Here is a 19,291-nt window from a genome sequence, read left to right on the forward strand (position 1 = left end):
TACAAATTCTTCTCCGTTTGAATCAGAATTGTCGAAAGAGACTGAAAAAATAGCATCATTTTCAGAATGGATACTATGACCTGTATCTTCATCATAAAAAAGATTTATAGAATCCTTTATTGTGATTCCATATTTCAGTCGGGGAGTGCAACGATCCATATATGAGCCTAACTGTTCTACACCGTCAGATGGAGAATTTGCTAATTTGACTTCAATTGCAATAAATGGGGTTTTGGTAGAATCCAAAAGTACAATATCACATTTTTTTGTACTTCCCATTTTTATTCCATACTCACGTATAACTAGTTCCTCAGGCCAACCAAGCAGGTCTTGGTCAGTAAAAATATCAGTTATAGTTTTCTGATAAATTGTTTCTTCGGGGTTATTTTTTGCTAAGAAGAGTTGTTTAGAGATATATTTCCAAATTTTGGGGTTAGAATCCATTGTGTCAATGATTTTGTATTGCGATATGCAAAAATACGCAAAAATATGAATGTTTGCAATATGTTGAATTTTGGATATTAGTAAGGTTTTAGCAAGCACTTGCAAAAATTAGGTCGCTTTAAATTATATTTGTTAATTATAGCACCCTCAGTGGCAGCAACGTAAGTTTTGAAACTTTTTGTGCTATATAAATTGTAATATAGGTATTGATTAAGTAAATTTGCAACATGAACGCGTCAAAAGAAAAAATCAATAAGACGAACGCTGCACGTCTGTTGGATAAAGCTAAAACCGCATACGAACTTATCCCTTATAATGTCGATCCTGACAATCTTGCTGCCGAACATGTGGCTGAGGAGCTTGGAGAGGATATAAACTCGGTGTTTAAAACTCTGGTGCTTCACGGTGACCGTTGCGGTCATTTTGTCTGTGTGATTCCTGGCAATATGGAGGTCGATCTGAAGAAGGCGGCCAAGGCTGCCGGGGCCAAGAAGGCTGAGATGATTCCGATGAAGGAGCTGCTTCCGCTGACGGGATATATCCGTGGCGGCTGCTCGCCGGTTGGCATGAAAAAGCCTTTCCCGACGTTTTTCCATTCGACGGCTCTTGATTTTCAATATATCTATGTTTCCGCCGGGCAGCGCGGATTGCAGTTCAAGGTCAGCCCTCAGGATCTGATCGCTTACTGCAAGGCTTCTGTCGCTGACATTGCGGGTGACAAGGAGTGAGCATGATTTTGACGGCAGTTGAATGACGCTGTGGCGGATCTGTGCTCGACAGGTTGTTGACTTCTGTTTTGAAACAACCTCTGAAACATCACATCAACAAAGAAATTCCAGATGAATACAATCGGTAAGATATTTACTTTCACCGGTTTTGGTGAAAGCCACGGCGCTGCCATAGGCGGTGTCATCGACGGGATGCCCGCAGGCGTTTCGATAGACCTTGACAAGATCCAGTATGAGCTTGACCGCCGCAAACCCGGACAGTCAGCTGTCACTACGGCGCGGAAAGAGAGCGATACGGTCGAGATATTGTCGGGCCTTTTCGAGGGGCGCACGACCGGATGTCCGATCGGCTTTGTCATCCGCAACGAGAACCAGCATTCGAATGACTACGATCATCTGCGCGACGCTTTCCGTCCGTCACATGCTGATTTTACATACAGCTCCAAGTACGGGTTGCGTGACCATCGTGGCGGCGGTCGTTCAAGTGCGCGTGAGACGGCTACACGGGTTGTGGCGGGAGCGTTCGCTCGCCAGGCGCTTGAGCAGCTCGGCATCAGGATCCGGGCCTACACTTCGCAGGTCGGGGCGGTAGCGCTCGACAAGTCTTATGACGAGCTGGACCTTGAGCTGTGCGAAAGCAATCCTGTCCGCTGTCCTGATCCGGAAAAAGCCGCCGAGATGGAGGCCTTGATTCTTAAGGTCAAGAGCGAGGGCGACACGATCGGTGGAATCGTCGACTGTGTTGTCAGTGGCGTTCCTGTGGGTCTGGGTGATCCGGTTTTCGGTCGTCTCGGTGCCAGGCTGGCTGAGGCTATGATGAGCATAAATGCAACCAAGGGCTTTGAGTATGGCATGGGATTCCGCGGGGTGGAACGAAGAGGCAGTGAAGTGCTTGACAGCTTCGTGATGACTGACGGCGGGGAGATCGCCACTGTCAGCAACCATTCCGGAGGCATTCAGGGCGGTATATCCAACGGGCAGGACATTACTTTCAGAGTCGCGTTCAAGCCTGTGGCCACGCTGATGCAGGATGTGAGGACTGTTGACAAAGACGGGAAGGAAGTGGTCATCAAGGGCAAAGGACGCCATGATCCCTGTGTTGTTCCCCGTGCCGTGCCGGTTGTTGAGGCAATGGCCGCGATAGTTCTCCTTGACGCATATCTGATGAACCGAGGCGCACGTCTATGAAACTTTACAGGGATTTTTCGGATTTTCTTAGTGAACATTTCGATGGAAAGGTCCAGAAGATAACGGTCAACGCCGGTTTTACTTGTCCGAACCGCGACGGGAGCAAAGGGCGTGGCGGCTGTACTTACTGCAACAACCAGTCGTTCAATCCGGAATACTGCAAGCCGACCCTGAGCGTGAGGGAGCAGCTTGAGCAGGGAAGACGTTTTTTTGCCAGCAAGTATCCTCAGATGAAATATCTGGCCTATTTTCAGGCCTATACCAACACGCATTCCGATGACATTGACCGTCTGATGGGGCTCTATGAAGAGGCGCTTGCTACGGAAGATGTAGTAGGGCTGATAATCGGTACGCGTCCCGACTGCATGCCTCAGAATCTGCTTGACCGTCTTGCAGGGCTTGGGAAATGGGTGATGGTGGAATATGGTGCGGAAAGTGCCTGTGACCGGACTCTTGAGCGGGTGAACCGTTGCCACACGTGGGCCAATACTGTCGATGCCGTCAGGCGTACTCATGCCGCCGGGATTCTGTGTGGGCTACATTTTATCATGGGCTTGCCCGGAGAGGATGAAGCAGTGATGATGGAGACCGTTGACCGCATCAATGAACTGCCGGTGGATACGGTGAAGTTTCATCAGCTCCAGCTGGTGCGTGGCACAAGGATGGCCCGCGATGTGGAGGCCGGGCTTTACGATATTCCACGGTTTACGGCTGAGGAGTATGTTGAGCTTTGTGTCAGGATTCTCCGCAGACTGCGCCCGGACATTGCCGTCGAACGTTTCGTCTCGCAGTCGCCCTCAGATCTGCTGATCTATCCGCGGTGGGGGCTGAAAAACTACCAGTTCACAAATCTGCTTCACAACCGTTTGAGGAGAGATCTGTGACCAGTCCGTTAGGGACAACCGGCAGAGGGGTGGATGTCACGGTTGTGACGGAGTATTTGTTTGTGCGGAACAGTATTTTTCGCTAAATTTGCGTTTATAATAATATGACAGAATGGCGCGTTAGTTCTGATCGGGTTGGTCCGGATCAGGCTCCGATGCGTTTAAGAGGTTGTTTTTTTACAACCTCCAAGTTTGTAGAACAATAAAAATCAAAATATCATGGAAGTAATAAATTTTGCAGATCAGCCGTCGCTTGTCAGCCAGTATATGAGCGAGCTGCGTGACATAAAGGTTCAGAATGACATGTTGCGTTTTCGCCGGAATCTGGAGCGGATCGGTGAGATCATGGCTTACGAGATGTCCAAGCGGATGCGCTACAAGACGGTGGATGTTACCACTCCTCTTGCTGTGGCTCCATGCCAGGTGCTTGACGAAGATGTGGTGCTCGCTACTATTTTCCGTGCCGGAATACCTTTCCACAAGGGATTCCTCGATTATTTTGACCATGCGCAGAACGCTTTCGTCTCGGCTTACAGAAAGTATCGCGAGAAAGAAAATTTCGATGTGTTCATTGAATACATCGCATCTCCGAAACTTGACGGCAAGACTCTTGTGATCGCAGACCCGATGCTCGCTACCGGCGCTTCGATGGAGTTGAGTTACAGGGCGCTCCTGACGAAGGGCGAGCCGGCTCACGTGCATGTGGCCTCGATCATCGCATCGAAGAAAGCCGTGGATTATGTGCGCGAGACTTTCCCGGCTGAGAAGACCACTCTGTGGGTTGGAGCGATCGACGATGTCATCAACGAGCATTCCTATATTGTGCCGGGTCTCGGCGATGCCGGAGACCTCGCATACGGCATAAAGGAATGACAGCCGGAAACTGAAAACGAAAAACAGCAAAAAGCAAGCCTCATGGCGCAGATCTGATCTGTCAGCCATGAGGCTTGCTTTTTTGTGAGTTAGAGTCGGAGCTCTTGATTTCAGTCAAGACCGAAGGCCTTTTTCACAGCGGGCACCGCATCGAGTTTTTCCCATGTGAAGAGTTCGACGGTGCGTGTGAAGGGCTTTTCGTATTTTGAATGGAATGTTTTTGTGACAGTCATCGGCTGACGTCCCATGTGGCCGTAGCTTGCAGTTTCGCGGTAGATCGGGTTGCGCAGGCCGAAGCGCTGTTCGATTGCATAGGGTGTCATGTCGAAGCAGGGCATTTCAGCGACCTTTGCTGCGATCTCGGCATCAGAAAGGTTTACTTTGGCTGTTCCATAGGTGTTGATGCAGAGGCTGACAGGGCGTGCCTCGCCGATTGCATAGGCTACCTGTACAAGCACACGGTCAGCAACGCCGGCTGCCACGAGGTTTTTGGCGATGTGGCGTGCGGCATAAGCAGCCGAGCGGTCAACCTTGGAGGGGTCTTTGCCGGAGAAAGCGCCTCCGCCGTGTGCGCCATGACCGCCATAGGTGTCGACGATGATCTTGCGGCCTGTAAGTCCGGTGTCGCCGTGAGGACCGCCGATAACGAATTTTCCGGTGGGGTTTACCAGCAGTTTTACATCATCGCCGATGAGAGCGGCTTCTTCAGGACGGAGTTTGGCTTTGACACGGGGAAGAAGGATGTTGCGGACATCTTCGGTGATGCGCTGCTGCATGGCGCGGTCAGCTGCCGCACGGGCCGAGTCGGAGTCTTCCGTGGGCTGGATGAATTCGTCGTGCTGTGTGGAGATGACAATTGTGTCGACACGCAGCGGACGGTTGTTCTCGTCATATTCGACTGTCACCTGGCTTTTGGAGTCAGGGCGCAGATAGGTGTACTGCCGGCCGCGTTTCTCGTGGGTCATTTCTTTTTCCTCGCGGCGGATGTCGGCGAGTTCGCGCAGCAGACGGTGTGAGAGGTCGATTGTCAGCGGCATATAGTCGAGGGTCTCATTGCAGGCATAGCCGAACATCATGCCCTGATCGCCTGCGCCCTGTGCCTCAAGTTCGGAGCGTTCCACACCGCGGTTGATGTCAGCGCTCTGCTCATGGAGGGCCGAGAGCACTCCGCAGGCCTCGCCGTCGAACTTCAGCGCACTGCGGTTGTAGCCGATGTTGCGGATCACGTCGCGGGTGACTTCCATGAGGTCGATATAGGCTTCGCTTTTTACCTCGCCGGCGATGACTACCTGGCCGGTGGTAACAAGGGTTTCACAGGCGACTTTCGATTTCGGGTCACGGGCGAGAAACTCGTCGAGTATGGCGTCGGAGATCTGGTCGGCAACTTTGTCGGGATGGCCTTCAGAGACTGACTCTGAGGTGAAGAGATAAGTTTTCATATATTATATATAAAATAAAAATGTCGAAGACAGCTTGAAATGGCGTGGATCAGACGCAGCTGCTTCAACATTTTCCATCCGGATAGCGATGAATGCTCTGTGGCATTCGGATCACGGATACATTTATGCTCAAAAGTCAATCCTCTGGTTGATGATGACGATCTCTTTCATTCATTTCGTGCAAGAATCCCGTTTTCAGAAACGCCGGAGCGAAAACGACTGAAAGAGGTGCAGTTTTAGCATTTTTTGAAGTGGTTGCAAGCAGCCAAATTTGTCCACTTTTTTAATTTCGGATGCAAAGTTAAGAAGAATCCGCCGGACTTGCAAATATAATTTGCCGGTCCGGCGGATTTATGCAATATCTGCCGCTGAGGGAGGGGTGGTGGCAGTGCTTGGAGCGCGTTCCTTAAATCATGATTTATGCTGGTCTGAGGAGGAGTAGTAGTAGGCGTAGCGCCGGTAGGGGGCGATATTGGAGAGGGTGCCGTTGAGGATGACCATGAAGTTTTTGTAGCGGTGAGAGTCGTAGATACGGTCGATCTCCGGAATCATGCGGCGGTCAAGCAGTCCTGCGCGCAGGATGAAGACTGTCATGTCGGCAAGAGGCGCGATGATCGAAGCGTCGGCCACCAGTTCGGCCGGCGGGCAGTCAAGGAAGATGTAGTCATACTCCTGACGGTATTTTTCGATCAGTTCTTTCAGGCGGTCGGAATAGAGAAGTTCCGAGGGGTTGGGGGGAATTGTGCCTACCGGGAGCAGGTAGAGTCCGGGACAATTGGTCTTCTGGATGTATTTGTCGCAATTGTCGGTTTCGCCCGAAATGTAGTCGGTGATACCGCGTGAATGATCGGGAACCACACGCGAGACAGAGGCTCGGCGCAGATCGAGGTCGATGATGAGGACCTTGCGGTTTTTCTCTTTCAGGGCCAAGGTCGCGGCAAGATTGAGGGATATGAATGATTTGCCGGAACCGGGGTTGAAGGAGGTGATCATGATCACGCGGTTGCTGGAGGTGCGTGTCATGAATTCGAGGTTGGAGCGGACCATACGGAAAGCTTCGTCAAGCAGGCTGCGGCCATGTTCGTGGACCAGGAGAGTCGGAGGCTCTTCGATCTGAGAACTTTTGCCCAGGAGCTCTCTCCAGCGGCGGCGGATGCGGCGTAAACGCAGGCTGTTGTTGTTTGACGATTCCGGGATCTCGCCGATGAGCGGTGTGCGGATGCCTTCGAGGTCAGAGCGGCTGCGCAGACGGCTGTTCAAGCTTTCGCTGATGAAAAGGAGGAGTGCCGGGATGACAAGACCGATGAAGAAGCAGATGAGAAGTACATTGCGCGAAATCGGTGCCGTCGGACGGTTCGAGCCCATCGGTGGGGTGATGATGCGTGTGTTGTAAGGTGTGAATGCAAGCGAAAGTTCGTTTTCCTCTCTTTTCTGGAGCAGATAGAGGTAGAGGGCTTCTTTTACTTTTTGCTGGCGTTCGACAGATAGCAGGTATTTGGCCTGACCGGGCGACGAGGCTATTTTCTGGTTTGTGGTGCGGTCGCTTCTGATCAGGGTGTTGAGCTGGGTTTCAAGTGCCCGTTCCTGATTGGTCAGAGAGGATATGAGGGCGCTGCGCATGCTGCTGAGGCTCTTGTCATAGTCCTGAAGCAGGGGGTTGGTTTCTCCGGTAGAATTGGCGAGTTTGTCGCGCAGAAGCTGGGTCTCGTTATATTCCTTGATCTGAGCTTCTATGCCGGGGTTGTCCAGGCCTGCGTTTGCCGGAACGAGCTGCCCTTTGGTTTCCGGAGTCTTGACATAGTCGAGGATGAATTTTGAAATCGCGATCTGGGTTGACACCTGCATCTGCTGCTTGGTGTTCTCGTTGGCGTTTTCCATGTACATGGCCGATGCGGCGGCTACGTCGGGGACCAGATGTTCTCCCTTGTAGTCGGCGATGTCGCTGTCGACGTTTCCGAGTTCCTGTTCAATGACACGAAGACGTTCGGAGATGAATCGGGATGTCGATTTGGCCATCTGGGCCTTGTCGTCGACCCATTTTTCGTTGTAAATGTCGATTAGGGTGTTCAGGAAGTCATCGGCGCGCTGGATGCTGACATCTTCAAAGGAGAAGTCTATGACAGTAGACTTGTCGTCGGTCAGACTTTCACTAAGGCGTTTTTTATATGCCTCGATAGCATCCGCGAGGTCATAACGGGTGACTTTAATGGGGCTGCTGAATCCTTTGGAATAAGCTGCGCCGGGATTGACCGCGATCTGGCCGAGCGGGGTGCTGACGGTGTCGCCCAGGTTGACGGTGATGGCTGAGGAGTCGATCTTGTCAGGGCCAAAGACCATGTCGGAGATCTCCGCTTTGTTTTCACCGATAAGCTTGACCTGCATGAAAGCCGATTTGGTCGGGGCTATCGAGAGGAAGCTGACAGAGATGGGACACGAGTCGCCATAGAGGGTGATGTCTTTGAGGTTGTGGTGGTAAGTATAGTCGGTCTGCAAATCCAGTTGACGGATGACTTCGGCTATGAGAGCAGGCGACTGAAAGGCAAGCATCTCATTGTTGACATTGACTGAGCTTTGAAAAAGGCCCATGTCGCTCAGTGCGCTCGCGATTCCCTGGCTTCCGCCATCGGTGTCCTCGTTGATCATGACAGAAGCCGTGCGGGTATAAGTCTTTGGAGTGCTTAGGATGTAGAAGACTCCGATTCCGAGGAACAGGCAGATGGAAACGGCAAACCATTTCCACTTGTTAAGGCAGAGGATGAGGAAGTCATGCAGGTTGAGGACTTCGTCTTCGTCATTCTGGGAATTCTGGTTTGATTCCTGAGGTGTGAGAGGGTGATTGTGGAGATGATCGTCGGTATACTGGTTGCTGTTTTGAATCATCGTTGTTGCTCGTTTTTTAGTAGAGGGATGAATTCTTTTTGGAGTGTGTGGGGAGGGGTAGGAATCTCAGGATGTGAGGATGTCTGCGAGCCTTTAAGGTGAAAGGCTGAGCTTCTTAAGGCTTCATCATTTCAGAATGATGAGTGAGGTGATAGTGGTTGCCAGAGAGGCGAGGGAGATCCAGAACGAGGTTGACTGGAAGGTGTTGCCGTTGAGGGTGCTCTGGCGGATTCGGGTCTTGTTGGGATCGACGTAGATGACATCGTCCTGCTGTACGAAAAATGCAGGTGAGCTGCGCAGTTTCTCCGCATCGAGCAGGCTGACGATGTAGGTCTCCTGACGGTCGCCATAGTTACGGATGAGTTTCACTTCCTGACGCTTGCCATAGATTGTCAGGTCGCCGGCAAGTCCGAGGGCATCGAGGATGGTCATGTCGTCGCGGTCAATGGAGTAGGAGCCGGGTTTTGTGACTTCGCCCATGACGGTGACAATGCCGTTGGTCAGCTCGACTGTGACCACAGGATCACGCACAAGGTCTTTGGAGATGAGCATGCCTTTTATGAGGGCAGCTATTTCCAGGCGGGTCATTCCTTCGACCTGCACTTCGCCGAGCAACGGGAAGTCGATGAGGCCTTCGGGAGAAACGGTATAGACGCTTACACCTTGGTTTGTTCCGCGGGAAGATATGGTAGAGGCGCCAAGAGTCTTTGGAGAGTAGGGGAGATTGAACATGTCGGTCAGCTGTGCGTCGCGCGAGTTCACGATGATCGACAGTTTGTCGGCCGGTTTGATCTTGATTGTCTGAGTCGGGACAGTGTAGATCTGAGCGTCTTTAAGATCCTGAAAATATGTAATGTCTTTCGGTGTAGAGCAGGAAACCGAAACAAAAAGAAGAATAATCAGAATTGAGATCGAGTTGAAACGGAGGTGAAGCATAATCAGCTTAGTGCTTTGATGCGTGGTGAATTAAATCGTGGGATGCAGAAGTTGGATCTGTCTGACCGTATTACGGTGCAAATTTAATAATTTTTAGTGTCAACTGCAATATCTGAGTTTTAAATGACACTATCAGATGGTCGGTTGACAGATGGAGGTGGAAATGGCGGTCATTCCGCCGGGCCTTCTGTTCGGCACGGTAAAATGGCCGCCATGTTACTGAATTGTCATCAGAGGGTGATCACTGTCGGTTATTTTTCATGGTCAGTGATCTGAGTGTCGGGATTGAGGGTGCCGCTACCGGTTCCGTCGCCGCTTTCATCGCCGCCGGGTTCCTGAGCGTCATTGGGGAGGACGTTGAATTTGAAGCTGGCTAATGCAAAGCCGACAGATTTGCCGACCTGAAGCACTGTTGCCTGTACGCCGAGGTTGTGCTCGCCGACTTCAAGATTTTCAGTGTTGATGGTCATTGCGAAAGGCATGATGCTTGTGCGGAGCGCAGGTACACCGTCAATGAAATATACAACGTTGGTGAGGGTCGCTTCTTTGGTTCCTTCGGCGGGGATCGCTTTCAGAGCTTTGATTTCGAGGGGTGTGCCCTGAACCACGCTCACGACACCTTCTTCCTCGGTGCCGCCGGAGTATTCAATTGATAAGGAGACATTGGGGAGGTCCTTGTCATCGTCGTCGCAGGAAGTGAAAATTCCGAGCAACGGAAGCGCTAAGAGCAGATAAAGAAATTTTTTCATAAGTTGCAGTAAAATAGTTTAAGTAAAAAAATGTTGTGTGTATGATAAATTGTTGGAAGTTGTCAGACAACCTCTTGATGCAGAGCGCCATCAACGGCGCGGGGATCAGTTCTTGAATGCGATGTCAGTGCCGTCGTAGTCGATGATGATCGGGCGTTCGCGGTCTACTTTCTGAGCCAGGATGTCTTTTGACAGCTGGTTGAGGACCATTCTGTGGATCACTCTCTTGACCGGACGGGCGCCGAATTCAGGATCGTAGCCTTCCTCGGCAAGGAAGCGCAGGGCTTTGGGAGTGACTTCGAGCGTGATGCCGTTTTTGGCGAGCATTTTCTGGATCGACTTGATCTGGAGGCCGACAATCTCTTCGATCTCTTTCTCGTTGAGCGGCGTGAACATTATGATCTCGTCGATACGGTTGAGAAATTCCGGACGGATTGTCTGCTTGAGCAGTTCGATGACCTCGCCTTTGGTCGACTCGATGACTTCTCCGCGGTTTTCGGGTGTCATCTTTGCGAAATTGTCGCGGATGAGGTGTGAGCCCATGTTGGAGGTCATGATGATGATGGTGTTTTTGAAGTTGACCATCCTGCCCTTGTTGTCGGTCAGACGACCGTCGTCGAGGACCTGCAAGAGTATGTTGAACACATCCGGATGAGCTTTCTCGATCTCGTCGAAAAGGACAACGGAGTAGGGCTTGCGGCGCACGGCCTCTGTGAGCTGGCCGCCTTCGTCGTAGCCGACATATCCCGGAGGCGCTCCGACAAGACGGCTGACGGAGTGCTTTTCCTGATATTCGCTCATGTCGATTCGTGTCATCATGTTCTCGTCGTCGAAAAGATATTCGGCGAGCGCCTTGGCGAGTTCGGTCTTGCCGACACCGGTGGTGCCGAGGAAGATGAAAGATCCGATCGGGCGTCGGGGATCGTTGAGGCCCGCGCGCGAGCGGCGGACGGCGTCAGCGATAGCCGCGATGGCATCGTTCTGCCCGACAACGCGGTTGTGGAGTTCGGCTTCAAGGTGGAGGAGCTTTTCTTTTTCGCTCTGGACCATCTTGTTGACCGGAATTCCGGTCCAGCGGGAAACGACATCGGCAATGTCCTCCGAGTCGACTTCTTCCTTGATGAAGGCTTTTTCGCCCTGCATCATCTTCAGCTGTTCCTGGATCGCGGCGTTTTCCTGCTCTTTCTGCTGGACTTTAGAGTAGCGGATTTCAGCCACTTTGGCATAGTCGCCCTCGCGTTCGGCCCGTTCGGCATCGAAATTGAGCTGTTCGATGTCTATTTTGTTCTGCTGGATCTTGTTGATCAGATCTTTCTCGGCCTTCCACTTGGCGGTGAATTCCTTTTCCTGATCGCGCAGGTCGGCGAGAGATTTTTCAATTTCCTTGACTTTCTCTTTGTCGCCTTCGCGCTTGATGGCCTCGCGTTCGATCTCTTTCTGGGCGATCAGACGGGTGATCTCGTCGAGAGCCTGCGGGACGGAGTCGATTTCAAGGCGCAGCTTGGAGGCGGCTTCGTCTACGAGGTCGATGGCTTTGTCCGGAAGGAAGCGGTCGGTGATGTAGCGTTCGGAGAGAGTCACGGCTGCGATAATCGCTTCGTCGCGGATGCGGACTTTGTGGTGGTTTTCGTAGCGCTCCTTCAGGCCGCGGAGGATTGCGATGGCTGCGGCTTCGTCGGGTTCGTTGACCATGACTTTCTGGAATCGGCGTTCGAGAGCCTTGTCTTTTTCAAAATATTTCTGGTATTCGTCAAGTGTGGTGGCGCCGATCGATCGGAGTTCGCCACGGGCCAGGGCCGGTTTCAGGATGTTGGCGGCATCCATGGCACCTTCGCCTTTGCCGGCTCCGACAAGGGTGTGGATTTCGTCGATGAAGAGGATGATCTCTCCGTCGGCGCCTGTCACTTCGTTGACGATGGCCTTGAGCCTTTCCTCGAATTCGCCTTTGTATTTTGCGCCTGCTACCAATGCGCCCATGTCAAGCGAGTAGATCTGCTTGGTGCGCAGATTTTCAGGAACGTCGCCACGGACAATGCGCTGTGCGAGGCCTTCGGCGATGGCTGTTTTGCCCGTGCCGGGTTCGCCGATTAGCATCGGGTTGTTCTTAGTGCGTCGGGAGAGGATCTGAAGCACGCGGCGGATTTCGTCATCGCGTCCGATGACAGGGTCGAGTTTTCCCTCTCGGGCACGTTCATTCAGGTTGATGGCATATTTCGAGAGGGCCTGATAAGTGTCTTCGGCGCTCTGGTCAGTCGCTTTCTTTCCTTTTCTGAGTTCTGCGATAGCCGATTCGAGATCGCGTTGGCTCAATCCGGCATCCTTGAGGATTGTCGAGGCCGGAGAGTTGACCGAGAAGATGGCTAAAAGCAGGGCTTCAAGTGTGACATATTCGTCACCTTGCTTTTTTGCGATGTCAAGAGCTTTTTGCAGGACGTCATTTGAACTGCGGCTGAGGTAAGGTTCGCCGCCCGATACTTTCGGTTCGGCTGCAATCTTGCTGTCAACTTGTCGCATCAAAGTGGCAGTGTTGGCTCCGACTTTGGAGAAAATGAAGTTGATCAGCGATTCACCTTCAGTCATGACTCCTTTCAGAAGATGCACGGGTTCGATGGCCTGATTACCGGCACCGCGGGTAATTTCGATAGCCTTCTGAATGGCTTCCTGTGATTTGATTGTGAAATTGTTGAAGTTCATGAGCTATGTTGAAGTAGTGAGTTTGTTGTTTCTGAACGATTTGTTGTCGATAGATCCGGCCTAACGCCCGGTTTCTATATTATTTAACAAAAATCATGCCAATTGGTTGAGTTGTCATACGCTGAAATTGCAGAGAGTCGGGCTACAATGCTATAAAAAAAGTAGCAGCCGCTCTAAAATGTAGAGCGGCTGCTGCCAATAGTGGGGGTATCAGTGTCGAAGATGATTAGATGCCCTGGAGTTTGAATGTCACGGGGAGGGTGTACCATACGTTCACCGCGTGACCGTTCATCTTACCGGGGACGAATGCGGGAAGTGACTTCACCACGCGTACGGCTTCCTTGTCAAGATCGGGGTCCTTAGAGCGGAGCACCTTCACTTCACCGACCTTACCGGTCTTGGTGACAACGAACTGTACGACTACGCGTCCCTGGATGTTGTTTTCCTGAGCCATGGCCGGATAGCGGATGTGTTCGCTCACCCATTTGAGGAGCGCAGCATCGCCGCCGGGGAACTGAGGTTTCTGTTCAACCACGGTAAATACCTGGTTGTCATCCACGGGTTCGGGTTTCTTTTCTTCAACGATTACTTCTTCTTTGTGTTCACGAACCACATTGAGGTCGTCAGTACCCTTGTCAAAGTCAGTGGTACCTACTGCGGTATCAGTGTCCTTGAGTTCGTCCTGAGATTTGATTTCTTCAACAACTTCTTCGTCCTTGGTGATCTGGAGCTCAGTCGCCTTGACGGTGTTGAGGATTTCTTCTGCAAGGGCTTCAGGCTGCTGTTCCTCTACGCGCTGCTGTTCGGGTTCTTCGGGCTCATCGTCCTGCTGTTCATCGGCTGTGTAGTCGATCATAGCCTGTTCGATCTGGTCTTCCGGGCGTTCTTCAGATTTCTGAAGCACGGTGTTGGCGAGGAGGCCGAGGAGGCCGACCAGGAGGAGCACGATAAGAATAACGAGCATCGCGCGGTTGTGGCGTCCGGCAGAAGCTTTGCGGAGTTCATAGGCTCCGAAGTCTTTGTTCTTGCCGTCGAATATAATGTCAATCCATTCTTTTGATGAAAGATCTACGTCTTTTGCCATAGTTTCAATAGAAATTTTTCAGGGTTAATATATATCTGTCATCAAAAGATTACTTCTTAGGGTTCTTCTTGAGGTAGTCAAGAATGAGCACTGAGTCTACCTGGTTGATGTTGTCAATCTGGTAGCGGGAAATCTGGTTGATCTGCATTTCGTCAAGAGCGCTGATCAGGCTTTCCCATGAAGCTTCCGGAGTGGCCTTGATGATAACTACCGGACGGGTGAGAGTCGAGTCGTTACGGATCTCACGAGCGCGGGCCTGATAGATGGAGTCGTTGATTGCTGAAATCGGTGAGAACTCCTTGGCGCGCCAGCGAGCCTTTTCTTTTTCGATCTTACCAAGAACCTGGAGGTTACGATCATGGAGGATTTTGCGAATGCCCTGCTGAAGGTGTCCGTCGTTGCCGAGGAATTTTTCAGCTTTAAGCTTATTGTTGTCAATAAGGCCGTCGCCGTTGGCATCGGCTACTTCAGGCATACCTTCGTAGTAGTAAACTACGTTCATCGGGCGGCCTGCGTCGTCTTTCTTGACATCGCCGTTGGCATTGCGTTCAGTGGTCAGGATGAGGGTGATTGCCTCTGATTCCTTTGCTTTGTTCATCTGCTGTTCCTCGACTTTCTCATTCGAAGGGAGTGAGATTGTGAGGGTCTGAGACTTGATCATAGTGGTACAAAGCATGAAGAATGTAATCAGAAGCATGTTCATGTCCACCATGGGCGTGAAGTCCACGTGGATAGACATCTTTTTCTGGGCGCCTTTTTTCTTCTTGCCGCCGTCTGATTGTTCTATTTGTGCCATAATGATTAGTCTTGCTCAGTTTTTAACGCAGTCTGGATGCTGAAGCGGTTCATCTTGAGGGTCTGGAGGTTGTCGAGCACGTCGTGAACAATGTCATAAGAGGTGTCTTTGTCAGCCTTAACGGCGATACCTTCACCTTTTTTCATTGCTTTCATGAGGTTTTCGTTACCAGAGTTGTAGATGGCACGCATCCAGATTTGGAACTCGTTGAGGTGTTCCATGTCCTTGTTGTCATTGATAGGAATTCCGACGCCTTTCTGAGTCATGTCTGTGATGAACTTGTCCTGATCAGCCTGAGACATTGAAAGGAATTGCGGGAGAACCTGGAAAGGAACACCAAACATATTGATTTTAGAGAATGCTTCGCGCTGTGCTACACTAAGCTGCACCTGATTTGCGGGGTGCTGCTTATTGTAGAGCGTTACTGCTTCATCAAGAATCGTCTTGCGGAGAGCCTCTGATCCCCATGTGTCTTTGGTTTCGGCATCAGCGTCACCGGCAATGGAGATGAAGATTTTCCCCTCAGGGCTCACGAGTATCGACGCCAGGTTGGCGGTCGGTACCTTCTGCTCTGATACAGAGGAGGGGGTCAGCACTGTGACCGGCTCCTTCTGAAGGAAGGTAGATGTCAACATGAAGAAAGTAAGCAAGAGCACAGTCACGTCACTCATCGCGGTCATGTCGATGAGGGTGCTTTTTCTCTTCATTTTTACTTTTCCCATATTACAATTATCTATTGTTAGAGGTTAATTTTACTTGGATTAAACCTTGGTTTGTTGATATCTGTAATGGGGAATTAGTGTGTAGCTGTGAATGTCTGCACGATAGAGTAACCGATCTCGTCGATTGCGTAGGTCAGGTTGTCGATCTTGTTGGTGTAGAAGTTGTAAGAGATTACAGCGAATGCACCGGTTGCGATACCGAAGGCGGTGTTGATAAGTGCCTCAGAGATACCGGTTGAAAGTTCGGTTGAGTCAGGAGCACCAGATGCGGCAAGAGCCTGGAATGATTTGATCATACCCATCACAGTACCGAGAAGACCGACGAGAGTACCGAGAGTTGTGAGAGTAGCGACGATCGGGAGGTTCTGCTGGAGAGCGGGCATTTCGAGAGCGGTTGCTTCTTCAACAGTCTTCTGAAGGTTGGCGATCTTCTGTTCTTTGGTGAGGATGGTGTTCTTGTCCATTTCTTCGTAGCTTACGAGAGCAGCGGCAACAACAGCGGCAACAGAACCCTTCTGGTTCTTGCAGAGGTTCTTGGCACCCTGGATGTCATTTGCAGCGAGGCACTTCTTCACGCCGGCAACGAACTTCTGGATAGAACCTTTGCCCTTTGCAGAAGAGATGGCGATCCAACGTTCAACAGAGAGAACGATAACGGTGAGGAAGAGGGTCTGAAGAATAGGTACGATGAAACCGCCCTTATAGATTGTGCCCCAGAGGTCGATGGGGTGGCCTTCTTCAAAGTGTGATTCGTGACCGAACCAGAATATGAAAAGACATACTGCTACAACGAAGCAGGCGAGAATAACCAAAAAGGCATTCTTGATTCCGGCTACATTGCTGCCGGAGTTGTTCTTGGCATTAGCCTTTGCGGGCTGGGTGGGCTTTTGAGCTTCCATAATTTGTAATTACTAATTTAAGTTTATTGGTTTATTGGTTATTAGTTTTGATGATTGTTATCAGAAAAAGTAGAGGCTATATCGGACCGTTGATTATGGTTTCGAATTTAAGGCTCTTTTATGGGTGTTTTGTAAACGATATTGCAAAATTATAAGGAAAAATCGGTGTTTGCAAACGTTTTGGATCTTTTTTTCAGAGTTCCTGATCTAAAAAGAAGCGGAAAGCTGACTCTGAATTTGAATTTTTAATTATTTGAGCATATTTCACTTAAAGCTTATTAATAAATATTCAAATTTATTCATTATCTTTGCGCCTTACAATTTCTAATACGGTAAATTTTAATTTCTAAGGATGAGAAGGACTGTCAGCCTAACTAAAGGCTTAAACCTCAATCTTGAAGGTGGCCTGACCTCTAAAGAGTCCGTCGGAGTGGCCCGTGTGGCCCGTGTGGCCGTTGTGCCTGACGATTTTCCCGGATTCGTGCCTAAACTTGATGTCAAGGAAGGTGACAAGATCAGGATCGGTTCACCTCTGCTTCATGACAAAAATGATCCCGGTGTCAGACTCGTGGCGCCCGCTGCCGGAACGGTCGAGGCGGTTGTGCGTGGTGCGCGCCGAAAGATCGAACGTGTGGTCATTGCCGTTGATGCCGCTGACTGTTCGGTGGAGACCTGCAAACCTTTTGCAGGTGCTGATGCCGAGACTGTCAGGCAGGCTCTGACAGGAAGCGGTCTATGGACTATGATGCGTCAACGCCCGTTTGACATAGTTCCAAACCCGGCTGTGAGGCCACGTGCAGTCATGGTGACTGCGATGGATACCGCGCCTCTGGCTTTGCCGCTTGAAGAGTGTGTGCGTGACAAGAGCGCTGAAATCAGTGCAGGCATAGAGATTCTGCGGACGCTTTGCGACGGGCCTATATATATAGGTGTTGAAAAGGGTTCCGGTTTGCCTGATTTCTCAGGTGTGGAGATGATCGAGTTCCCGCGTCTGCATCCGGCCGGCAATCCCGGTGTCCAGCTTGCCAACATAGAGTCTGTCAATAAAGGTGAGGTTGTCTGGACTCTTGACATTGTCACTCTTGCCCGCATCGGAGGTCTTGCTCTGACGGGTGTGCCTGACTGGACGGTCAAAGTTGCTGTTACAGGCAGTGAGATTGAACATCCGCAGGTGGTGACAGCTGTCGCCGGTGCGGAGATGAGTTCTCTGATCGGCGGAAATGTCAGGGCCGACGGACGCAATCACCGTGTGATTTCCGGAAATGTGCTGACAGGAGTGCCGGTCGGGGAGGATGGTTTCCTTCGCTATCCCTACCGTCAGGTGACGGTCATCCCTGAAGGTGATGATGCTGACGAATTCATGGGCTGGGCGTCGATGAGTCCGTCGAAAATGAGTGTCAGTCCCTCTTTTATCGGACGTTTCCTCGGCCGCAGATTCGCGCCGGATGCCCGTCTGAACGGAGGCCGCCGTGCCATGATCATGTCCGGGGAGTATGACAAGGTGTTCCCGATGGATATCCTGCCTGAATATCTGGTCAAGGCCATTCTTGCAAAAGATATCGACCGCATGGAGGCTCTCGGCATCTACGAGGTGGCTCCTGAGGATTTTGCCCTGGCTGAGTATGTCGATCCTTCGAAGCTCGAACTTCAGAAAATTGTCCGCAACGGACTTGATTATCTTCGCAACGAAGTCTGACGATTGTTTTTAGATTCAACATTTCAATAATGAAAGCACTAAGAAATTATCTTAACAGGATCAAACCCAATTTCGAGCCTGAGGGAAAGCTGCATGCTTTCCGCAGTGTGTTCGACGGGTTTGAGACTTTTCTGTACACCCCTAACACTACATCGACATCCGGAGTCAATGTCCATGACAGTCTCGACTCCAAGCGAGTGATGATCATCGTGGTGCTCGCACTGATGCCCTGTCTGCTTTTCGGCATGTACAATACCGGCTATCAGAACTGGCTTGCCGCCGGTGCCGGCTCATTCCCATTCTGGGAGATAATGGCCTATGGTTTCCTTGCCGTGCTGCCACGCATTGTTGTGGCCTATGTGGTCGGTCTCGGAATTGAATTCGTGGTGGCCCAGTGGCGCCGGGAGGAGATTCAGGAGGGATTCCTTGTGACCGGTATCCTGATTCCGCTGATCTGTCCGGTCGAGACTCCGCTTTGGATGCTTGCCGTGGCAACTGCATTTTCTGTCATTTTTGTGAAAGAAGTGTTCGGTGGAACAGGCTACAATATATTTAATGTGGCGCTCGTCACCCGTGCAGTCCTTTTCTTCGGCTATCCGGCCCAGATGAGCGGCGACAAGGTGTTCGTGTCGACACGTTCGATCTTTGGTCTTGGTTATGATCTGCCTGACGCATTCTCCGGCGCAACCCCATTGGGGCAGATCGCCTCTTTCAATGGCGGAGAGCTGGAGCTGCTGAATCTTCAGGGCAATGTCATCAGCACCTGGGATGCCTTCCTCGGACTGATCCCCGGTTCATTCGGCGAGACCTCGACTCTGGCGATTCTCATCGGGGCTGCAATTCTGTTGCTCACCGGAATCGCTTCATGGCGTATAATGCTGAGCGTAGTGGCTGGCGGCCTGCTGATGGGCTGGATTGCCAACGTATTCGCCACTCCGACATATCCCGCATCGTTCCTTTCACCTGCCGACCAGCTGCTTTTCGGCGGATTTGCCTTTGCCGCCGTGTTCATGGCCACTGATCCTGTGACAGCCGCCCGCACCAACGCCGGGAAATATTTCTACGGACTGCTGGTCGGTGTGATGGCGATAATCATCCGTACCTACAACAATGGCTATCCTGAAGGAGCGATGCTTGCGGTCCTTCTGGCCAATGCGATGGCTCCGCTGATTGACCACTGTGTGGTTCAGCTCAATGTGAACCGCCGCATGCGTCGTCTGCGCAGAAGTGCGGAATGAGTCTCTGAAATTTTGCATTTACGTTCACTTCATCTTTTATA

Annotated in this window: 16 protein-coding genes; 6 read left to right on the forward strand and 10 right to left on the reverse strand. The window is 51.1% G+C overall.

Annotated features, from left to right (window positions below; translation table 11 throughout):
- On the reverse strand, nt 1-444 hold a 444-nt coding region (locus K2H17_RS09315; protein WP_300134023.1), incomplete at its 3' end, for a type I restriction enzyme HsdR N-terminal domain-containing protein.
- A 227-nt stretch (nt 445-671) separates the two neighbouring features.
- Here K2H17_RS09315 and ybaK point away from each other — a divergent pair.
- The 4 genes from ybaK (at nt 672) to upp (ending at nt 4,117) form a co-directional block, all read left to right on the forward strand.
- Nucleotides 672-1,172, forward strand: coding sequence for a Cys-tRNA(Pro) deacylase (gene ybaK, locus K2H17_RS09320; protein WP_300134024.1), 501 nt, complete (start codon nt 672-674; stop codon nt 1,170-1,172).
- Between the two features lie 111 nt (nt 1,173-1,283).
- Nucleotides 1,284-2,360: a chorismate synthase gene (aroC, locus tag K2H17_RS09325; protein WP_300134025.1), complete on the forward strand. Its 1,077-nt coding sequence runs from the start codon at nt 1,284-1,286 to the stop codon at nt 2,358-2,360.
- Complete coding sequence (locus K2H17_RS09330) at nt 2,357-3,244, forward strand: TIGR01212 family radical SAM protein (protein ID WP_300134027.1); 888 nt, start codon at nt 2,357-2,359, stop codon at nt 3,242-3,244. The genes aroC and K2H17_RS09330 overlap by 4 nt, the downstream gene beginning before the upstream one ends.
- 219 nt (nt 3,245-3,463) lie before the next feature.
- Complete coding sequence (gene upp, locus K2H17_RS09335; RefSeq protein ID WP_300134029.1) at nt 3,464-4,117, forward strand: uracil phosphoribosyltransferase; 654 nt, start codon at nt 3,464-3,466, stop codon at nt 4,115-4,117.
- Nucleotides 4,118-4,227: 110 nt separating this feature from the next.
- On the opposite strand, the gene metK is transcribed toward upp, so the two are convergent.
- The 9 genes from metK to K2H17_RS09380 form a co-directional block, all read right to left on the reverse strand.
- Complete coding sequence (gene metK, locus K2H17_RS09340; protein WP_300134031.1) at nt 4,228-5,556, reverse strand: methionine adenosyltransferase; 1,329 nt, start codon at nt 5,554-5,556, stop codon at nt 4,228-4,230.
- A 411-nt stretch (nt 5,557-5,967) separates the two neighbouring features.
- Nucleotides 5,968-8,436, reverse strand: a complete 2,469-nt coding sequence (locus tag K2H17_RS09345; RefSeq protein ID WP_300134033.1) for a tyrosine-protein kinase family protein — start codon at nt 8,434-8,436, stop codon at nt 5,968-5,970.
- A 126-nt stretch (nt 8,437-8,562) separates the two neighbouring features.
- Nucleotides 8,563-9,372 (reverse strand): polysaccharide biosynthesis/export family protein, encoded by an 810-nt coding sequence (locus tag K2H17_RS09350; RefSeq protein WP_300134035.1) that lies wholly within the window; start codon nt 9,370-9,372, stop codon nt 8,563-8,565.
- Between the two features lie 251 nt (nt 9,373-9,623).
- Nucleotides 9,624-10,121, reverse strand: a complete 498-nt coding sequence (locus K2H17_RS09355; protein ID WP_300134037.1) for a hypothetical protein — start codon at nt 10,119-10,121, stop codon at nt 9,624-9,626.
- A 105-nt stretch (nt 10,122-10,226) separates the two neighbouring features.
- Nucleotides 10,227-12,815 carry an ATP-dependent chaperone ClpB gene (gene clpB / locus K2H17_RS09360; RefSeq protein ID WP_300134039.1) on the reverse strand — a complete coding sequence of 863 codons (2,589 nt, stop codon included), beginning with the start codon at nt 12,813-12,815 and terminating at the stop codon, nt 10,227-10,229.
- A 226-nt stretch (nt 12,816-13,041) separates the two neighbouring features.
- Nucleotides 13,042-13,899 carry an energy transducer TonB gene (locus tag K2H17_RS09365; RefSeq protein WP_300134040.1) on the reverse strand — a complete coding sequence of 286 codons (858 nt, stop codon included), beginning with the start codon at nt 13,897-13,899 and terminating at the stop codon, nt 13,042-13,044.
- Nucleotides 13,900-13,948: 49 nt separating this feature from the next.
- A complete protein-coding gene (locus K2H17_RS09370) occupies nt 13,949-14,695 on the reverse strand; it encodes a biopolymer transporter ExbD (protein WP_300134042.1) in 747 nt (248 codons plus the stop codon).
- A gap of 5 nt (nt 14,696-14,700) precedes the next feature.
- On the reverse strand, nt 14,701-15,402 hold the full coding sequence (locus tag K2H17_RS09375) for a biopolymer transporter ExbD (RefSeq protein WP_300134043.1): 702 nt from the start codon (nt 15,400-15,402) through the stop codon (nt 14,701-14,703).
- An 89-nt stretch (nt 15,403-15,491) separates the two neighbouring features.
- Nucleotides 15,492-16,316, reverse strand: coding sequence for a MotA/TolQ/ExbB proton channel family protein (locus K2H17_RS09380; RefSeq protein WP_107032728.1), 825 nt, complete (start codon nt 16,314-16,316; stop codon nt 15,492-15,494).
- A gap of 352 nt (nt 16,317-16,668) precedes the next feature.
- On the opposite strand from K2H17_RS09380, the gene K2H17_RS09385 reads away from it, so the two are divergent.
- Nucleotides 16,669-18,012, forward strand: a complete 1,344-nt coding sequence (locus K2H17_RS09385; RefSeq protein ID WP_300134045.1) for a Na(+)-translocating NADH-quinone reductase subunit A — start codon at nt 16,669-16,671, stop codon at nt 18,010-18,012.
- A gap of 29 nt (nt 18,013-18,041) precedes the next feature.
- Nucleotides 18,042-19,250 (forward strand): NADH:ubiquinone reductase (Na(+)-transporting) subunit B, encoded by a 1,209-nt coding sequence (locus K2H17_RS09390; RefSeq protein ID WP_300134047.1) that lies wholly within the window; start codon nt 18,042-18,044, stop codon nt 19,248-19,250.
- The last annotated feature ends 41 nt before the right edge of the window (nt 19,251-19,291 follow it).

Source organism: Duncaniella sp. (assembly GCF_029054785.1).
Taxonomy (GTDB): Bacteria; Bacteroidota; Bacteroidia; order Bacteroidales; family Muribaculaceae; genus Duncaniella.

Coding starts and splice junctions, on each gene's coding strand:
- ybaK (WP_300134024.1), top strand. CDS start 672: ATGAACGCGTCAAAAGAAAAAATCAATAAGACGAACGCTGCACGTCTG.
- aroC (WP_300134025.1), top strand. CDS start 1,284: ATGAATACAATCGGTAAGATATTTACTTTCACCGGTTTTGGTGAAAGC.
- K2H17_RS09330 (WP_300134027.1), top strand. CDS start 2,357: ATGAAACTTTACAGGGATTTTTCGGATTTTCTTAGTGAACATTTCGAT.
- upp (WP_300134029.1), top strand. CDS start 3,464: ATGGAAGTAATAAATTTTGCAGATCAGCCGTCGCTTGTCAGCCAGTAT.
- metK (WP_300134031.1), bottom strand. CDS start 5,556: ATGAAAACTTATCTCTTCACCTCAGAGTCAGTCTCTGAAGGCCATCCC.
- K2H17_RS09345 (WP_300134033.1), bottom strand. CDS start 8,436: ATGATTCAAAACAGCAACCAGTATACCGACGATCATCTCCACAATCAC.
- K2H17_RS09350 (WP_300134035.1), bottom strand. CDS start 9,372: ATGCTTCACCTCCGTTTCAACTCGATCTCAATTCTGATTATTCTTCTT.
- K2H17_RS09355 (WP_300134037.1), bottom strand. CDS start 10,121: ATGAAAAAATTTCTTTATCTGCTCTTAGCGCTTCCGTTGCTCGGAATT.
- clpB (WP_300134039.1), bottom strand. CDS start 12,815: ATGAACTTCAACAATTTCACAATCAAATCACAGGAAGCCATTCAGAAG.
- K2H17_RS09365 (WP_300134040.1), bottom strand. CDS start 13,899: ATGGCAAAAGACGTAGATCTTTCATCAAAAGAATGGATTGACATTATA.
- K2H17_RS09370 (WP_300134042.1), bottom strand. CDS start 14,695: ATGGCACAAATAGAACAATCAGACGGCGGCAAGAAGAAAAAAGGCGCC.
- K2H17_RS09375 (WP_300134043.1), bottom strand. CDS start 15,402: ATGAAGAGAAAAAGCACCCTCATCGACATGACCGCGATGAGTGACGTG.
- K2H17_RS09380 (WP_107032728.1), bottom strand. CDS start 16,316: ATGGAAGCTCAAAAGCCCACCCAGCCCGCAAAGGCTAATGCCAAGAAC.
- K2H17_RS09385 (WP_300134045.1), top strand. CDS start 16,669: ATGAGAAGGACTGTCAGCCTAACTAAAGGCTTAAACCTCAATCTTGAA.
- K2H17_RS09390 (WP_300134047.1), top strand. CDS start 18,042: ATGAAAGCACTAAGAAATTATCTTAACAGGATCAAACCCAATTTCGAG.